Raw genomic sequence first — 14,314 nt, forward strand, 5'->3', positions numbered from 1 at the left:
GGCCGGCAGGGGCGGGTGGGACACCGCGAGGTAGTGGGTGGTGACGGCGTTCCCCGGGGGCCCCGCCGGGTCCCCCGCGGTCTGACGCGGCCCCCCACGATGTGCGGCGCGGCCCCCCCCCGGTCGCCGGGCCGCACTTCGCAACTGCCGTAAGGGTCAGAGCCGTCAGAGCTGTTCGAGCACCAGGTCCGTGGTGGTCACCACCGCGCACCGCCCGGCCGACCAGCGCAGCGCCATGTCGTGCTCCTCGCGGGTGAAGTCCGCGACCGCGTCCGCCACCACGAAGGCCTGGATGTCACGCATCCAGGCGTCGCACGCCGTCATCATCACGCCGATGTGCGCGTACACCCCGACGATGACCAACTGGTCGCGCCCCCAGCCACGCAGCAGCTCCGCCAGCTCGGTGCGCGCGAAGGCGCTGTACTTCCACTTGGTCAGCTCCGTGTCACCCGGCTCGGCCGCCACGGCGTCCGGGACGGACAGCGCGGCCGGGTCGTCGGCCACTCCCGGTCCCCAGAAGTCGAGTTGAAGTCCCCGCTCCTCGGGCGTCTGGCCTCCGCGCTGGGCCGAGTAGACCACCGGAACACCGAGCCGCCGTGCCTCCTTGAGCAACCGGGCGGTGTTGCAGAGCATGCCGGCCAACGGCTCCTCGCCCGCCGGGAACGAGGCGAGGAAGTGGTGCTGGAGATCGTGCACGAGCAGGACCGCGCGGGCTGGATCCACCGTCCAGGACACCCGGTTGGCGGGCAACTGCTCCGCGTCCGGCAGGGGATAGGCGGTGATGGGCGGGATCGCCATGGCGGGGACGGCCTCTCAGTCCTGCTGCTCGGAGGCCGTGGCGGCGGACCGCAGGCCCTTCTTGCTGACCTTGCCGACGCCCGTGTGCGGGAAGACGTCGACGAACTTGACGAGATCGGGCACCTTGTAGGCGGCGATGCCCCGCTCCCGCACGAAGGCCCTGATGTGGGAGCCCTTCAGCGGCTCGGCGTCCTCGCGCAGAATCACGTAGGCGAGGGTGCGTTCGCCGAGGAACTCGTCGGGCACCGCGACGAGGGAGACGTCATGGACGGCGGGGTGCGCGAGGATGACGTTCTCGACCTCCTCCGGGGCGACCTTCTCGCCGCCCCGGTTGATCTGGTCCTTCGCCCGGCCCTCCACCACGAGATGCCCGGACGCGGTACGGCGCACGATGTCGCCGGTCCGGTAGAACCCGTCCTCGGTGAACGCGGTCCCGTTGTGCTCGTCGGCCCGCCAGTAGCCGCGAATCGTGTAGGGACCGCGGGTGAGCAGATGCCCGAACTCGCCGTCCGCCACGTCCTGGTCGGCGTCGTCGACGATCCTGACCTCGTCGTCGGGGGAGATCGGCCGCCCCTGGGTGGTGACCACCGTCTCCTGGTCGTCGTCCAGCCGGGTGTAGTTGACCAGCCCCTCCGCCATGCCGAACACCTGCATGAGCCGGCAGCCCAGCGCGGGCTCCAGCCGACGGGCCGCCTCCTCGCTGTACTTGGCGCCGCCGACGAGTACCAGTTCCAGGCTGGAGAGGTCGGCCGCGGACTGCGCGGCCGAGGTCGTCCACACCAGGGCGAGCGGGGGCACCAGGCCGGTCATGGTGATCCGCTCGCGCTCGATCAACGCGAAGGCGGTGGCCGGATCGGGCTTGGGGCACATGACGACGGTGCCGCCCGCGTACAGCGTGCCGAGCCAACCGGGCGAACTCATGGGGAAGTTGTGCGCTGCGGGGAGTACGACGAGGAAGCGGGTGTCCGCGCCCACGCCGCAGATCTCGTTGGAGCCGCGCAGTGAGTAGATGTAGTCGTCGTGGGTGCGCGGGATCAGCTTGGACACCCCTGTGGTGCCTCCGGACAGCTGGAGGAAGGCCAGCTCGTGCGGGAGCGGCCCCGGTGCGTCCTGCGTCGGATCGCACGGAACCTCGGCCAGGGCCGTGTGCTCGCCGGGGTCCCCCACGACGAAGACATGCTTCAGTCCCGGACTCCGGTCCCGCATGGTGGTGGCCAGTTCACGGTGGTCGAAGCCGTCGAGCAGATCCGGGACGACGTACGCGACCGCCTCCGAGAAGGAACAGAAGTGCGCGATCTCGGTCTCCCGGTGGGCCGGCAGCGCGTACACCGGCAGGGCGCCGATCCGGAACAGCGCGAAGACGACCTCGACGAACTCGCCGATGTTCGGAAGCTGGACGACCACCCGGTCGCCGCGGCCGATGCCTCGCGCCGAGAACCCGGCGGCCAACCGGTCGGCGGACGCGTCGAGTTCGCGGTAGGTCCAGGTGCGGCGCTCCGGCGCCGGGTCGATCAGGGCCACCCGGTCCGGGTGGGTGGCCGCGCGCTCGCGCAGCAGGGCGCCGAAGGTCTCACCGCGCCAGTGGCCGGCCGCGCGGTAGCGGGCCGCGAACTCGTCCGGCCAGGTGGGCGCGTCGACGCCGGGCGTCAGCGCGTCGGCGGACTCCGGTGCGCCGAAGGCTGTGCCGAGGGGTGCGCCGGGTGTCGTGGCTGTCGGGTCGGCGGTCACGGAGAAACTCCCAAACAGTGAGGAGGACGGGAAGGCACGGGGGGACGGCGTGGGGCCGGTGGCGCGGCGATCAGGCGCGCAGCGTCGCTCCGCCGTCGACGTACAGGTCGTGCAGCGTGATGTGCCGGGCACGGTCGGACACCAGGAAGGCGACCGCGTCCGCGACATCCGACGGCTCGGCGATCCGGCCCAGCGGAATCCCGGTGCGGTACGAGGCCAAGTCGCCCTCGATGACGGCCCGTTGCCCCGCCACCTCGCCACCGGGAGACCTCTCCCACATGGCGCGCTGCATATCGGTCAGCGTGGAACCCGGCGAGACGGTGTTGCAGCGCACCCCGTACGGGGCGACCTCCAGGCCCAGGCACTTGGTGAACATCACGGAGGCCGCCTTGGACGCGGCGTACGCGGCCATGCCGCTGCGCGGGATGCCGGCGGCGTTGGAGGCGACGGTGACGATGCTGCCCGCGCCTCGCGCCGTCATGCGCCGGGCCGCGGCGCGGGACACGTGGAACACGCCGTTGGTGTTGACGGCGAACACCGCGGCCCAGTCGGCGTCGTCGAGGTCGACTACCGCCGCTCCGCGCAGGATGCCCGCCACGTTGACCACGATGTCCAGCGCGCCCGCGGAGTGTTCGGTCTCCTCGAAGGCGCGCTCCACTGCTGCCGCGTCGGTGACGTCGAGGGCGCGAGCGGTCACCCGGGCCCCGCACCGGTCGGCCAGCGCCTTGACACCGGCTTCGTCGGCGTCGGTCGCGAGGACACGGGCCCCTTGTGCGGCGAGCGCCTCGACCACGGCGGCTCCGATGCCCCGGGCGGCGCCGGTGACGAGTGCGTGGCGCCCGGCCAGTTCGGGTTCGGCGCTCACTCGTCGGCCGCCTCGGCACGGGTGCCGCGGCAGATCGGGGCAGGTGGGGGGCCGGACGGCGGCATGGCCTCTCCAGGGTGATGGGTCGACAGGGCCAGTGACGAGCACTTGTACTTAGGTAAGGCTAACTATACCTACGGCTGTGTTGGGTGGCCAGGTGCCGTCAGCGGCTCGGAGGCCGGAGGACGCGGCGGAACCACGCCGAACCCCTCCCGCTCCGAACGATCCGCGGCCTCACCGTGTCCAAGGACCATGAAGAGGGCGGTCGTGCAGGCCGACGGGTCGGCGATCACCTTCGGCGGCAGGTACGCGGGGACGGCCATCGCCTGCTTCCCGCCCGACCACGTCGAGGTCGCGCCCTCGGCCGGCACCTACGAGGTCCGGCAGGCCGGGCGCACCCTCACCCTCAGCGGCCCGGACGGCCACGTCATCGTCCTGCGGCGTTGAAAAGGCCGGCCGGGTGGGAAGTCGTCCCACCCGGCCGGCCTCAAGGGACCGGCTCGGATCAGCCCCGGCGCCTTGCCGCGTCCAGGGCGTCCCGGACCTCCCGGGCCACGCGTGCCGCGTCCTCGGGGTTGTTCACCACGTCCGTCCGGTTCATGTCGACGACCAGGACCTCGCTGGCCGAGTAGTGCCGGTGCACCCAGTCGTCGTAGCCGGACCACAGGGTGCGGTAGTACTCGACGAGGCCCTCGTCCTGCTCGAAGTCGCGGCCCCGCAGTCCGATGCGGTGCAGCACCGTCTCGAAGTCCGCCCTGAGGTAGACCATGAGGTCGGGCGCCTTGCGGTAGGGCAGACCGTCGATCTCGCGCATCATCTCGTCGAGGAGCCCCTCGTAGACGCGCATCTCCAGGGAGCTGATCCGGCCCAGGTCGTGGTTGACCTTGGCGAAGTACCAGTCCTCGTAGATCGACCGGTCCAGGACGTTGTTCCCTTCACGGTACGCCTCCTTGATCGAGGCGAACCGGGTCTGGAGGAAGTACAGCTGGAGGAGGAAGGGGTAGCGCTTGGCCTGGATCTCCTCGGGGCTCGCCGTGTAGAACAGCGGAAGGATCGGGTTGTCCTCGACGCTCTCGTAGAAGACCTGGCTGCCCAGATCCTTGGCGAGCAGTTCGGCGACGACCGTCTTACCGATTCCGATCATGCCGCCGACGACGATCACCGGCATACCTCACTTCTCCTGGTGCTTGTGTTGCGGTCGGGAACGGCCCGTGCGGCTCGCCTCCTCTGAGACGCGTGCCGGTGGTCGCTTCATTCCCGGGGGTGAATCCTAGATGACGATTTGACCCGGGTTGGCCGGGCCGTCGTCGTGGGGGCGGGGCCTCAGCAGATAGGTGTCCATGATCCAGCCGTGCGTGGCCCTTGCCTCCGCCCGTACCCGACGGATCTCGTCGGCGACCTCCGACAGCGGGCCGGAGACGAGGATCTCGTCCGGGGTGCCGATGTACGCGCCCCAGTAGATCCACGTGCCCTCACCGCTGAGGTGCTGGAAGGACTCCTGCGCGTCGAGCATCACCACCACGTCGCCGTCGTCGTTGCCGAGGGCGGCGAGAGTGTCGGAGAGCCGGCGCCCGGGTGTGATGTGGACCGGCCGGCCGACCCGGTTGAGCCCGATGCGGTGCCGTGCCGCCAGCGCGGAGACACTGCTGATCCCCGGGACGACCCGGTAGTCGACGGCCAGGTTCCCCCGGGCCGTGATGTCCTCCAGGACGGCCAGCGTGCTGTCGTACAGCGACGGGTCGCCCCACACCAGGAACGCGCCGCGCTCGCCCGGCGCCAGCTCGTCGCGGATCAGCTGCTCGCAGACGTCGGCACGCCGACGCCGCCAGTCGTGCACGGCCTCCCGGTACCCGGTGGAACCGTCCTGCGAACGGTCGCGCCACGGGTCCTCCGCCTCGACGACCCGGTACGGCCCGGTGACATGCGCGTCCAGCATGTCCCGCCGGAGCCGGACCAGGGACGACTTCTGCCGCCCCTTGTCGAGGACGAGGAACACGTCGGTCTCCCGCATGGCCTTCACCGCCGCGAGGGTCAGCTGGTCGGGGTCACCGGACCCGATGCCGATGACGGTGATGAACCTGGTCCTGCCGTCCAACGTCATGCCGCTCCTTGCTCGTGTGCCGTGGTCCCGTCGGCCGGCCGGGGCTGGGACGTCTCGAACGCCCGGCCCCGGCGGGGATGTCGCGTCAGGATGCGGGCAGCTCACCGCGGACGGTGCGGGCGGCGGTGACCAGGTTCTCCAGGGAGGACCGGGTCTCGGGCCAGCCGCGGGTCTTCAGACCGCAGTCGGGGTTGACCCACAGCCGCTCGGCGGGAATGGCCTTCAGACCGGTCCGCAGAAGCTCGGCGGCCTCGTCGGCGCTCGGCACCCGGGGGGAGTGGATGTCGTAGACGCCCGGTCCGGCCTCACGCGGGTAGCCGTGGGCGGCCAGCTCGCGGGCGACCTGCATGTGCGAGCGGGCGGCCTCCAGGCTGATGACATCGGCGTCGAGGTCGTCGATGGCCTGGACGATGTCGCCGAACTCGGCGTAGCACATGTGGGTGTGGATCTGGGTGTCCGGCCGCACCCCGCTCGTGCTGAGCCGGAACGCCTCCGTCGCCCAGGCCAGGTAGGCGGCGTGGTCGGCGGCCCGCAGGGGCAGCGTCTCGCGGAGCGCGGGCTCGTCCACCTGGATGACGGAGGTCCCGGCCGCCTCCAGGTCGCCGACCTCGTCGCGCAGGGCGAGGGCGACCTGGCGGGCCGTCTCGCCGAGCGGCTGGTCGTCCCGGACGAAGGACCAGGCGAGCATGGTGACCGGCCCCGTGAGCATGCCCTTGACCGGGCGGTCGCTCAGCGACTGGGCGTACGACGTCCAGCGCACCGTCATCGGCTCGGGCCGGGAGATGTCGCCGGCCAGGATCGGCGGGCGCACATAACGGGTGCCGTAGGACTGGACCCAGCCGTGCTGCGTGGCCAGGTAGCCGGTGAGCTGCTCGGCGAAGTACTGCACCATGTCGTTGCGCTCGGGCTCGCCGTGCACCAGGACGTCGATCCCGGTCTTCTCCTGGAAGGAGACGACCTCCTGGATCTCCGTCTTGATGCGCTCCTCGTAACCGTCCGTGTCGATGCGGCCGGCCCGCAGGTCGGCGCGGGCGGTGCGCAGTTCGGTGGTCTGCGGGAACGAGCCGATGGTCGTCGTCGGCAGCAGCGGCAGCCCGAGGTGGGCGCGCTGCGCCGCGGCGCGCTCGGCGTACGGCTGGGAGCGGCGCGTGTCCGCGTCGGTCACGGCCTCGGAACGGGACCGCACGGCCGGGTCGCGGGTGATCGGCGAGTCGGCGCGGGAGGCGAGCGCGGCACGGTTGGCGGAGAGTTCGCCGGTGATGCCCGCGGTGCCCTCGGTGAGGCCCTTGGCGAGGGTGACGATCTCGGTGGTCTTCTGCTGCGCGAAGGCCAGCCAGCGCAGGATCTGCGGCTCGATGTCCCGCTCGGCCGCGGTGTCCAGCGGGACGTGCAGCAGCGAGCAGGAGGCGGCGACGTCGACCCGGTCGGCGAGCCCGAGCAGGGTGCCGAGGGTGGACAGCGACTTCTGGAGGTCGTTGATCCAGATGTTGCGGCCGTTGACGACACCGGCGACCAGGCGCTTGCCGGGCAGTCCGCCGACGGCTGCCAGGGCGTCGAGGTTGGAGGCGGCGGACTGGGTGAAGTCCAGCGCCAGTCCGTCCACCGGTGCCTTCGCCAGCACCGGCAGGGCGTCGCCGAGCCGGTCGAAGTAGGAGGCGACGAGCAGCTTGGGCCGGTCGGTGAGGGCGCCGAGGTCGCGGTAGGCGCGCTCGGCGGCGTTCAGCTCGGCCGGGGTGCGGTCCTGGACGAGGGCGGGCTCGTCGATCTGGACCCACTCGGCGCCGGCCGCGCGCAGGTCGGCCAGGACCTCGGCGTACACCGGGAGCAGGCGGTCCAGCAGGGTGAGCGGCTCGAAGTCGGCCGGCACTCCGGGGGCCGGCTTGGCGAGCAGGAGGTACGTGACCGGACCGACCAGCACGGGGCGCGCGGTCAGGCCCTGGGCCAGGGCTTCCTTCAGCTCGGCGACCTGCTTGCCGGAGTCGGCGGTGAAGACGGTGCCGGGGCCCAGTTCGGGGACCAGGTAGTGGTAGTTGGTGTCGAACCACTTGGTCATCTCCAGCGGAGCGACCTCCTGGGTGCCGCGGGCCATCGCGAAGTAGCCGGCCAGCGCGTCGGCGTCGACGGCGGCGCGGTGCCGCTCGGGGACGGCGCCGACCATGACGGTGGTGTCGAGGACGTGGTCGTAGTACGAGAAGTCACCGGTCGGCACCTCGTGGATGCCCGCATCGGCGAGCTGCTGCCAGTTGCTCCGGCGCAGTTCGGCGGCGGTGGCCCGGAGGGCGTCGGCGGTGACGCGGCCCTTCCAGTAGCCCTCGATGGCCTTCTTCAGTTCACGGTTCTGACCCTGGCGGGGGTAGCCGTACACGGTGGCCCGTGCTGCCGCGGCTGCGGACTTCGCTGTCACGGAGATCTCCTTCGCGAGATGAATCCCTGAGATCCCGGGGACGGGACGAGAGCGCGAAGGGTGCGACGAACCGGACGGACACGACCCCGCGCGGCAAAGGCACGGTCGTGCGTGCTGTCTGGTGTGTACGCCGACCCGCCCTCGAGGTCACCGGGATGTCCGCGCACGGAACGGTCCGCGCGCGGGCAGTTGGCAGGTCTTCGGACTCGCGGGCACGCCCTCCGTCCGGAGGACACCTACTGGCCGTCGCTTCCCGGGTCCGGTACGTCGGACCCAGTGCGTATGACGGCGGTCGTTCCCGCTCACCGCTGCGGGGCAGTCCCGGATTCCCACCGGGTTCCCTCTTGCGACGCCACGTCTGGCGGACGGGGCGAACCAGCTGCTGCGATCAGCCTACGGGGTGGAGCGGTGAAAGGAAGAACACCGTCCAGATTTCGGGAAGTCAGGAGCGGATGCCGGACCGGATGCGCGGATGCCGGACCCCGGACACGCGGATGTCGGACCGGACAGGCGGAGGGCGAACCGGACACGCGGATGCCGGACCGGGCACGCGGAGGGCGGGAAGCACGGCGCGCGTGCTTCCCGCCCTCTCCCAGTCGCGCCGCGCGGGACCCTCACCCCTGCGGCGGGTGCGGGCCTCCCGGCCCGCGTCGAACCAGGCCCTCAGTCCTGGTCGTAGGTGTGGAACCCGCGGCCGGTCTTGCGGCCGAGGAGTCCCGCCTCCACCATCCGCTGGAGCAGCGGGGGAGGCGCGTAGAGGGGTTCGCGGAACTCGTCGTAGAGGGACTCGGCGATCGAGGCCACGGTGTCGAGGCCGATCAGGTCGGCGAGCTTCAGCGGTCCCATCGGGTGGGCACAGCCCAGTTCCATGCCCGCGTCGATGTCCGCTGCCGTGGCGAACCCGGATTCCGCCATTCGGACGGCGGAGAGCAGATAGGGGATCAGCAGGGCGTTGACGACGAACCCGGCCCGGTCCTGGGAACGGATGACTGTCTTGCCGAGGGTGCGGGCGGCGAAGTCCTCGACGGCAGCCGTGGTCGCGGCCGAGGTGTGCAGGGAGGTCACCACCTCGACCAGCGGAAGGACGGGTACTGGGTTGAAGAAGTGCAGGCCCACGACGCGGTCCGCACGGCCGGTCGCCATGCCGAGCCGCATGACCGGGAGGGAGGAGGTGTTGGTGGCCAGAACGGCCTCCGGGTCCTCGACGATCTTGTCCAGTCTGGAGAAGACCTCGGTCTTCGCGTCCGGGTTCTCGACGACCGCCTCGACGACGAGCTGCCGGTCGGCCAGGTCGTCCAGGCTGCCGGTGAAGATCAGCCGGGCGAGGGCGTCGTCCGCGTCGTCCCGGGCGAGCTTGCCCCGGCGCACGGCACGGTCGAGGGAGGCTGCCACCCGGTCCCGTGCGGTACGGGCGGCCACCGCGTCCACCTCGCAGACCACGGTGTCGAGTCCGGCTCGCGCGCACACCTCGGCGATGCCGGCCCCCATCTGTCCGCCGCCGACCACTCCGACGCGCACGATGTTCCCGCTCATGCTCCGGCCTCCGCACGCTTCACGAGGTGCCGGGTGTAGGCGTCCGGGGTGAAGAACAGCGGCAACTCGCCGCTCGTTGCGCTGCGTTCGAACAGGGCGCGGATGTCGTCCATGGGTGCCCAGGCGTCCTCGGCGCCGAGCGCGGCCAGTTCGTCCTCCAGGATCCGGTTCACGGTCTCGCGGTCGATGACCCGGTGGCGCAGCCACTGCCAGATCTGCACGCGCGCGATCTCCGCCGTGGCCGCGTCCTCCATCAGTCCGTTGATGGCCACCGCGCCCCGGCCGCGCAGCCACGCGGCGAAGTACCGGACCGTCACGGAGATGTTGACGCGCACACCCTCCGAGGTCGGCGGCCCGACGATCCGGCGCACGGACAGCAGGTCGGCCGCGCTCACGTCCACGTCGTCCCGGGTGCGGTCGAGCTGGTGCGGCAGGACCCCGAGGACGCCGTCGAACACCTCGCGGCACACGGGCACGAGGCCGGGATGGGCGACCCAGGAGCCGTCGAAGCCGTCCTCGGCCTCCCGCTCCTTGTCCAGGCGGACGCCCGCGAGCGCGGCCTCGTTCGCGGCCGGCTCCTTGCCGGGCACCTGGGCGGACATGCCGCCGATGACGTGCGCGCCGCGCTTGTGGCAGGTGCGGACCAGGAGTTCGGTGTACGCCCGCATGAACGGCGCGGTCATCGTCACCTTCGCCCGGTCGGGCAGGAGGAAGTCGGTGCGGTGGCCGAAGGTCTTGATGAGGCTGAACAGGTAGTCCCAGCGGCCGGCGTTCAACCCCGCGCTGTGCTCGCGCAGTTCGTAGAGGATCTCCTCCATCTCGAACGCGGCGGTGATCGTCTCGATCAGGACGGTGGCGCGGATGGTGCCGCGGGGGATGCCGAGCAGGTCCTGGGCGAGGAGGAAGACGTCGTTCCACAGCCGGGCCTCGTACCGGTTCTCCAGCTTGGGGAGGTAGAAGTACGGGCCGTACCCGGCGTCGATCTGGCGCTGGGCGCAGTGGAAGAAGTACAGGCCGAAGTCGACCAGGGAGGCGGGCACGGAGCGCCCGTCGAACTCCAGATGCTCCTCGTCCAGGTGCCAGCCGCGCGGGCGGACCATGATCGTGGCGAGCCTGTCGGGTTCGGCGAGGTGGTACCTCTTGCCCTCGGGCGTGGTGAAGTCGATGCGGCGCTCGATCGCGTCGATGAGGGTGAGCTGCCCGCCGATGACGTTGTCCCAGAGCGGGGCGGTGGCGTCCTCGAAGTCGGCCATCCACACCTTGGCACCGGAGTTGAGCGCGCTGACGGCCATCCGGCGGTCCGGGGGCCCGGTGATCTCCACGCGCCGGTCCGACAGCCCCGGTGCCGGCGGGGCGACCCGCCAGGTGGTGTCGGCACGGACGGCGGTGGTCACCATGGGGAAGCCCAGCGGCGATCCCGACGCCAGTCGCAGTGCCTGCCTGCGGCGCTCCTTCATGACATCCAGACGGCGCTGCGCGAAGGCGTCGACCAGCCGGCCGACGAAATCGAGCGCGGCGGGTGTGAGGATCTCGTCGTGCCGGTGACCCGTGCCGACGAGGACGCGGACCTTGGGGGCGAGTGCGGTGGTGGACACCGGGTTCTCCTGAGGGTGGGAGCGGAGGGCGGACGGGGACGGTCGTCCGCCCTCCGCTCGGCCGAGGTGAGTCTCACGGTGAGACTCACGGCCTGGTGGTCCGGGCTGGGTCGGACCACCAGGCCGTGGGGGTGGGCCTAGTGGAACTGCTCCTCCTCCGTGGAGCCGGCCAGGGCGGTGGTGGAGGAGGCGGGGTTGACGGCGGTGGAGACCAGGTCGAAGTAGCCGGTGCCGACCTCGCGCTGGTGCTTGACGGCGGTGAAGCCCTGCGCCTGGGCGGCGAACTCCTTCTCCTGGAGGTCGACGTACGCGGTCATGCCGTGCTCGGCGTAGCCGCGGGCGAGGTCGAACATGCCGTGGTTGAGGGAGTGGAACCCGGCGAGGGTGATGAACTGGAACTTGTAGCCCATGGCGCCGAGTTCGCGCTGGAACTTGGCGATCTGGTCGTCGTCCAGCGCCGCCTTCCAGTTCAAGGAGGGCGAGCAGTTGTAGGCGAGCATCTGGTCCGGGTACCGGGTGTGGATCGCCTCGGCGAACTCGCGTGCCTGCTCCAGGTCCGGGGTGCCGGTCTCGACCCAGATGAGGTCGGCGTAGGGAGCGTAGGCCAGACCGCGGGCGATGACCGGGCCCATGCCGTTGCGGACCCGGTAGAAGCCCTCCGCCGTGCGCTCGCCGGTGACGAACTCGGCGTCGCGCTCGTCGACGTCGGAGGTCAGCAGGTTCGCGGCGAGCGCGTCCGTCCGCGCGATGATCACGGTCGGGGTGTCGGCGATGTCGGCCGCGAGACGGGCCGCGTTGAGGGTGCGGATGTGCTGCGAGGTCGGAACGAGGACCTTGCCGCCGAGGTGGCCGCACTTCTTCTCGGAGGCGAGCTGGTCCTCGTAGTGGATACCGGCGGCACCGGCCGCGATCATGCCCTTGGTCAGCTCGAAGGCGTTCAGCGGGCCGCCGAAGCCGGCCTCGGCGTCGGCGACGATCGGCGCCAGCCAGTCGGTGGTGTCACCGGCGTTCTCCGCGGTCGCGATCTGGTCGGCGCGCAGCAGCGCGTTGTTGATGCGGCGCACCACCTGCGGAACCGAGTTCGCCGGGTACAGGCTCTGGTCGGGGTAGGTGTGGCCGGCCTGGTTGGCGTCGGCCGCGACCTGCCAGCCCGACAGGTAGATCGCCTGAAGGCCGGCCTTCACCTGCTGCACCGCCTGGCCGCCGGTCAGCGCGCCCAGCGCGTGGACGTAGTCGAGGTCGTGCAGCTGACGCCACAGCCGCTCGGCGCCGCGGCGGGCCAGGGTGTGCTCCTCGCGGACGCTGCCGGACAGCCGTACGACGTCCTCGGCGCTGTAGGTGCGCTCGATGCCGTTCCACCGGGGGTCGGTGGCCCAGCGCCGGGCCAGTTCCTCGGCCGCCTGCGTCCTCGCGTCTGCCATGACTGTCACCGTCTCCTCGATCTGTTGCTTCTGCCAACCTCGTCGCTCTGCGAGGGGTGGCACTGAGTGTCTCTGTTGCTGTGGTGCGGCCCGCCGTCACCTCGGAGGGTGAAGCGGAGCAATGCTGCCGACAGCGATGCCGTCACCGCCGGGATCTCCGACGTCAGGGCATGAATCGTGCCCCGGTTGCGAGGGCGTCTGCCGGGTCCGGCGGGCCGCACTGGAACTCTGGCACTGGCATGGAGTGCCATCAATGGTGGACGTGTGTCAAGTTCTGCGAATCTTCCGGCCGCTTTTTGCCAATCTTGCGAAGGGTGCGCCGGGCTCCGCGTCCCGTACGCTGGCCGCGTCCCGCCCCCGACCTGGAGGAACGCGCGGTGAGCAAGACCTACGCGGGTGCACGGCTGCGGCGGCTGCGTGAGGAGCGCCGGATGAGCCAGGCGGAGCTGGCCCGCGTGCTGGGCATCTCCCCGAGTTATCTGAACCAGATGGAGCACGACTCCCGCCCGCTCACCGTTCCCGTCCTGCTCAGGCTCACCGAGACCTTCGGGCTCGACCCGGGCTTCTTCTCGGAGCGCGACACCGCCCGCCTCGTCGCCGACCTGCGCGAGGCCCTCACCGGCGAGATCGCCGCCGCCCGCGTCTCCCGCTCCGACCTCGCCGAACTGGCCTCACGCATGCCCGCGGTCGCACAGGTCCTCCTCGACCTCGGCCGGCGCAACCAGCACCTGGCCGAACGCCTCGCCGGAGCCGCCGACGGCCGCGAGGCGGCCGGGGACCTCCCCCGCTCGGCGCACGAGGAGATCCGCGACTTCTTCTACCGCCGGCAGAACTACCTCCACGACACCGACCTCGCCGCCGAGCGCCTGGCGGAGGAGATCGGGATCAGGCCCGGAGAGGTGCTCCGGGCCCTGACCGCACGTCTCGCCGACGCCCACGGCATCCGCCTGTCCACCGACTCGGGTGACCACCTGCACCACTACGACGAGGCGACCCGCACCCTCCACCTCTCGCCCCGGCTCCGGCCCGGCCAGCGCGCCTTCCGCAAGGCCACCCAGCTCGCCCTGCTCGAACTCGGCGACGATCTGGACCACTTGGCCGCCGAGGACTTCGACCGGGGCACACCGGCACACGCCCTGGCCCGCATCGGCATCGCCAACTACTTCGCCGCCGCGCTGGTCCTGCCCTACCGCGCCTTCCACACGGCGGCCGAGGAGTACCGCTACGACATCGAACGCCTCACCGACCACTACGGCCTCGGCTACGAGACCGTCTGCCACCGGCTGAGCACCCTCCAACGACCCCGTCTGCGCGGTGTCCCCTTCTCCTTCGTCCGGGTCGACCGCGCCGGTAACATGTCGAAACGGCAGTCGGCGACCGGCTTCCACTTCTCCCGCGCGGGCGGCACCTGCCCGCTGTGGAACGTCTACGAGGCGTTCGCCGCACCCGGCCGCATCCACGTCCAGATCGCCGAAATGCCGGACGGGCAGCGCTACTTGTGGACCGCGCGGGCCATCACCCGGCACCGCGGCGGCTGGGGCGAACCCGGCAAGACGTACGCGGTCGGCCTCGGCTGCGAGATCCGCCACGCACACCGTGTCGTCTACTCCGACGGCCTCGACCTCAGCAGTGGCTCCGCCGCCACGCCGATCGGCATGGGCTGCCGCGTCTGCGAACGCCTCGACTGCCCCCAGCGGGCCGCGCCTCCCCTGGACCGCGCCCTGCGGATCGACCAGAACAGCAGCACGTTCGTGCCGTATCCGGTCGAGGGCGGCACGGCGCGCTGAGGCGAGGGCCCTCGTCCGCCCCTTCTGTGTGATGTGGGTCACACGGATGGGCGGGAACTCGTCCGCCACCCGGCCCGACTCC

Annotated in this window: 11 protein-coding genes and 1 riboswitch; of the genes, 2 read left to right on the top strand and 9 right to left on the bottom strand. The window is 71.3% G+C overall.

Annotated elements, in window-relative coordinates; translation table 11 throughout:
- Positions 1-165 precede the first annotated feature (165 nt).
- From AB0E07_RS09105 to AB0E07_RS09115, 3 genes are all read right to left on the bottom strand, one after another.
- Complete coding sequence (locus AB0E07_RS09105) at positions 166-798, bottom strand: isochorismatase family protein (protein ID WP_362247774.1); 633 nt, start codon at positions 796-798, stop codon at positions 166-168.
- A 15-nt stretch (positions 799-813) separates the two neighbouring features.
- Positions 814-2,448, bottom strand: coding sequence for a (2,3-dihydroxybenzoyl)adenylate synthase (locus tag AB0E07_RS09110; RefSeq protein WP_362248306.1), 1,635 nt, complete (start codon positions 2,446-2,448; stop codon positions 814-816).
- A 148-nt stretch (positions 2,449-2,596) separates the two neighbouring features.
- Complete coding sequence (locus AB0E07_RS09115) at positions 2,597-3,391, bottom strand: 2,3-dihydro-2,3-dihydroxybenzoate dehydrogenase (RefSeq protein ID WP_362247776.1); 795 nt, start codon at positions 3,389-3,391, stop codon at positions 2,597-2,599.
- 252 nt (positions 3,392-3,643) lie between these two features.
- On the opposite strand from AB0E07_RS09115, the gene AB0E07_RS09120 reads away from it, so the two are divergent.
- Positions 3,644-3,838 carry a hypothetical protein gene (locus AB0E07_RS09120; RefSeq protein WP_362247778.1) on the top strand — a complete coding sequence of 65 codons (195 nt, stop codon included), beginning with the start codon at positions 3,644-3,646 and terminating at the stop codon, positions 3,836-3,838.
- A 58-nt stretch (positions 3,839-3,896) separates the two neighbouring features.
- Here the strand turns inward: AB0E07_RS09120 and AB0E07_RS09125 are convergent, their stop codons facing one another.
- The 6 genes from AB0E07_RS09125 to aceA form a co-directional block, all read right to left on the bottom strand.
- Positions 3,897-4,559, bottom strand: coding sequence for a deoxynucleoside kinase (locus AB0E07_RS09125; protein ID WP_362247780.1), 663 nt, complete (start codon positions 4,557-4,559; stop codon positions 3,897-3,899).
- Positions 4,560-4,661: 102 nt separating this feature from the next.
- A complete protein-coding gene (gene cobF, locus AB0E07_RS09130; RefSeq protein WP_362247782.1) occupies positions 4,662-5,492 on the bottom strand; it encodes a precorrin-6A synthase (deacetylating) in 831 nt (276 codons plus the stop codon).
- Positions 5,493-5,577: 85 nt separating this feature from the next.
- A complete protein-coding gene (gene metE / locus AB0E07_RS09135; RefSeq protein WP_362247783.1) occupies positions 5,578-7,896 on the bottom strand; it encodes a 5-methyltetrahydropteroyltriglutamate--homocysteine S-methyltransferase in 2,319 nt (772 codons plus the stop codon).
- Between the two features lie 173 nt (positions 7,897-8,069).
- Positions 8,070-8,291: riboswitch (cobalamin riboswitch) on the bottom strand.
- A gap of 268 nt (positions 8,292-8,559) precedes the next feature.
- Positions 8,560-9,429: a 3-hydroxybutyryl-CoA dehydrogenase gene (locus AB0E07_RS09140; protein WP_362247785.1), complete on the bottom strand. Its 870-nt coding sequence runs from the start codon at positions 9,427-9,429 to the stop codon at positions 8,560-8,562.
- Positions 9,426-11,024, bottom strand: coding sequence for a malate synthase A (gene aceB, locus AB0E07_RS09145; RefSeq protein WP_362247787.1), 1,599 nt, complete (start codon positions 11,022-11,024; stop codon positions 9,426-9,428). Before aceB ends, AB0E07_RS09140 begins: the two co-directional genes overlap by 4 nt.
- Positions 11,025-11,161: 137 nt before the next feature.
- Entirely contained in the window at positions 11,162-12,445 is a 1,284-nt protein-coding gene (gene aceA, locus AB0E07_RS09150) for an isocitrate lyase (RefSeq protein ID WP_362247789.1), read from the bottom strand.
- 377 nt (positions 12,446-12,822) lie between these two features.
- Between aceA and AB0E07_RS09155 the strand changes: the two genes are divergently transcribed.
- A complete protein-coding gene (locus AB0E07_RS09155; protein WP_362247791.1) occupies positions 12,823-14,232 on the top strand; it encodes a short-chain fatty acyl-CoA regulator family protein in 1,410 nt (469 codons plus the stop codon).
- The last annotated feature ends 82 nt before the right edge of the window (positions 14,233-14,314 follow it).

Source organism: Streptomyces sp. NPDC048002, from assembly GCF_040653275.1.
Lineage (GTDB): Bacteria > Actinomycetota > Actinomycetes > Streptomycetales > Streptomycetaceae > Streptomyces.

What these genes read in the sequence shown, in the direction of transcription:
- AB0E07_RS09125 (WP_362247780.1), bottom strand. Translation starts at nt 4,559, where the DNA reads ATGCCGGTGATCGTCGTCGGCGGCATGATCGGAATCGGTAAGACGGTC.
- AB0E07_RS09120 (WP_362247778.1), top strand. Translation starts at nt 3,644, where the DNA reads ATGAAGAGGGCGGTCGTGCAGGCCGACGGGTCGGCGATCACCTTCGGC.
- AB0E07_RS09105 (WP_362247774.1), bottom strand. Translation starts at nt 798, where the DNA reads ATGGCGATCCCGCCCATCACCGCCTATCCCCTGCCGGACGCGGAGCAG.
- cobF (WP_362247782.1), bottom strand. Translation starts at nt 5,492, where the DNA reads ATGACGTTGGACGGCAGGACCAGGTTCATCACCGTCATCGGCATCGGG.
- AB0E07_RS09140 (WP_362247785.1), bottom strand. Translation starts at nt 9,429, where the DNA reads ATGAGCGGGAACATCGTGCGCGTCGGAGTGGTCGGCGGCGGACAGATG.
- aceA (WP_362247789.1), bottom strand. Translation starts at nt 12,445, where the DNA reads ATGGCAGACGCGAGGACGCAGGCGGCCGAGGAACTGGCCCGGCGCTGG.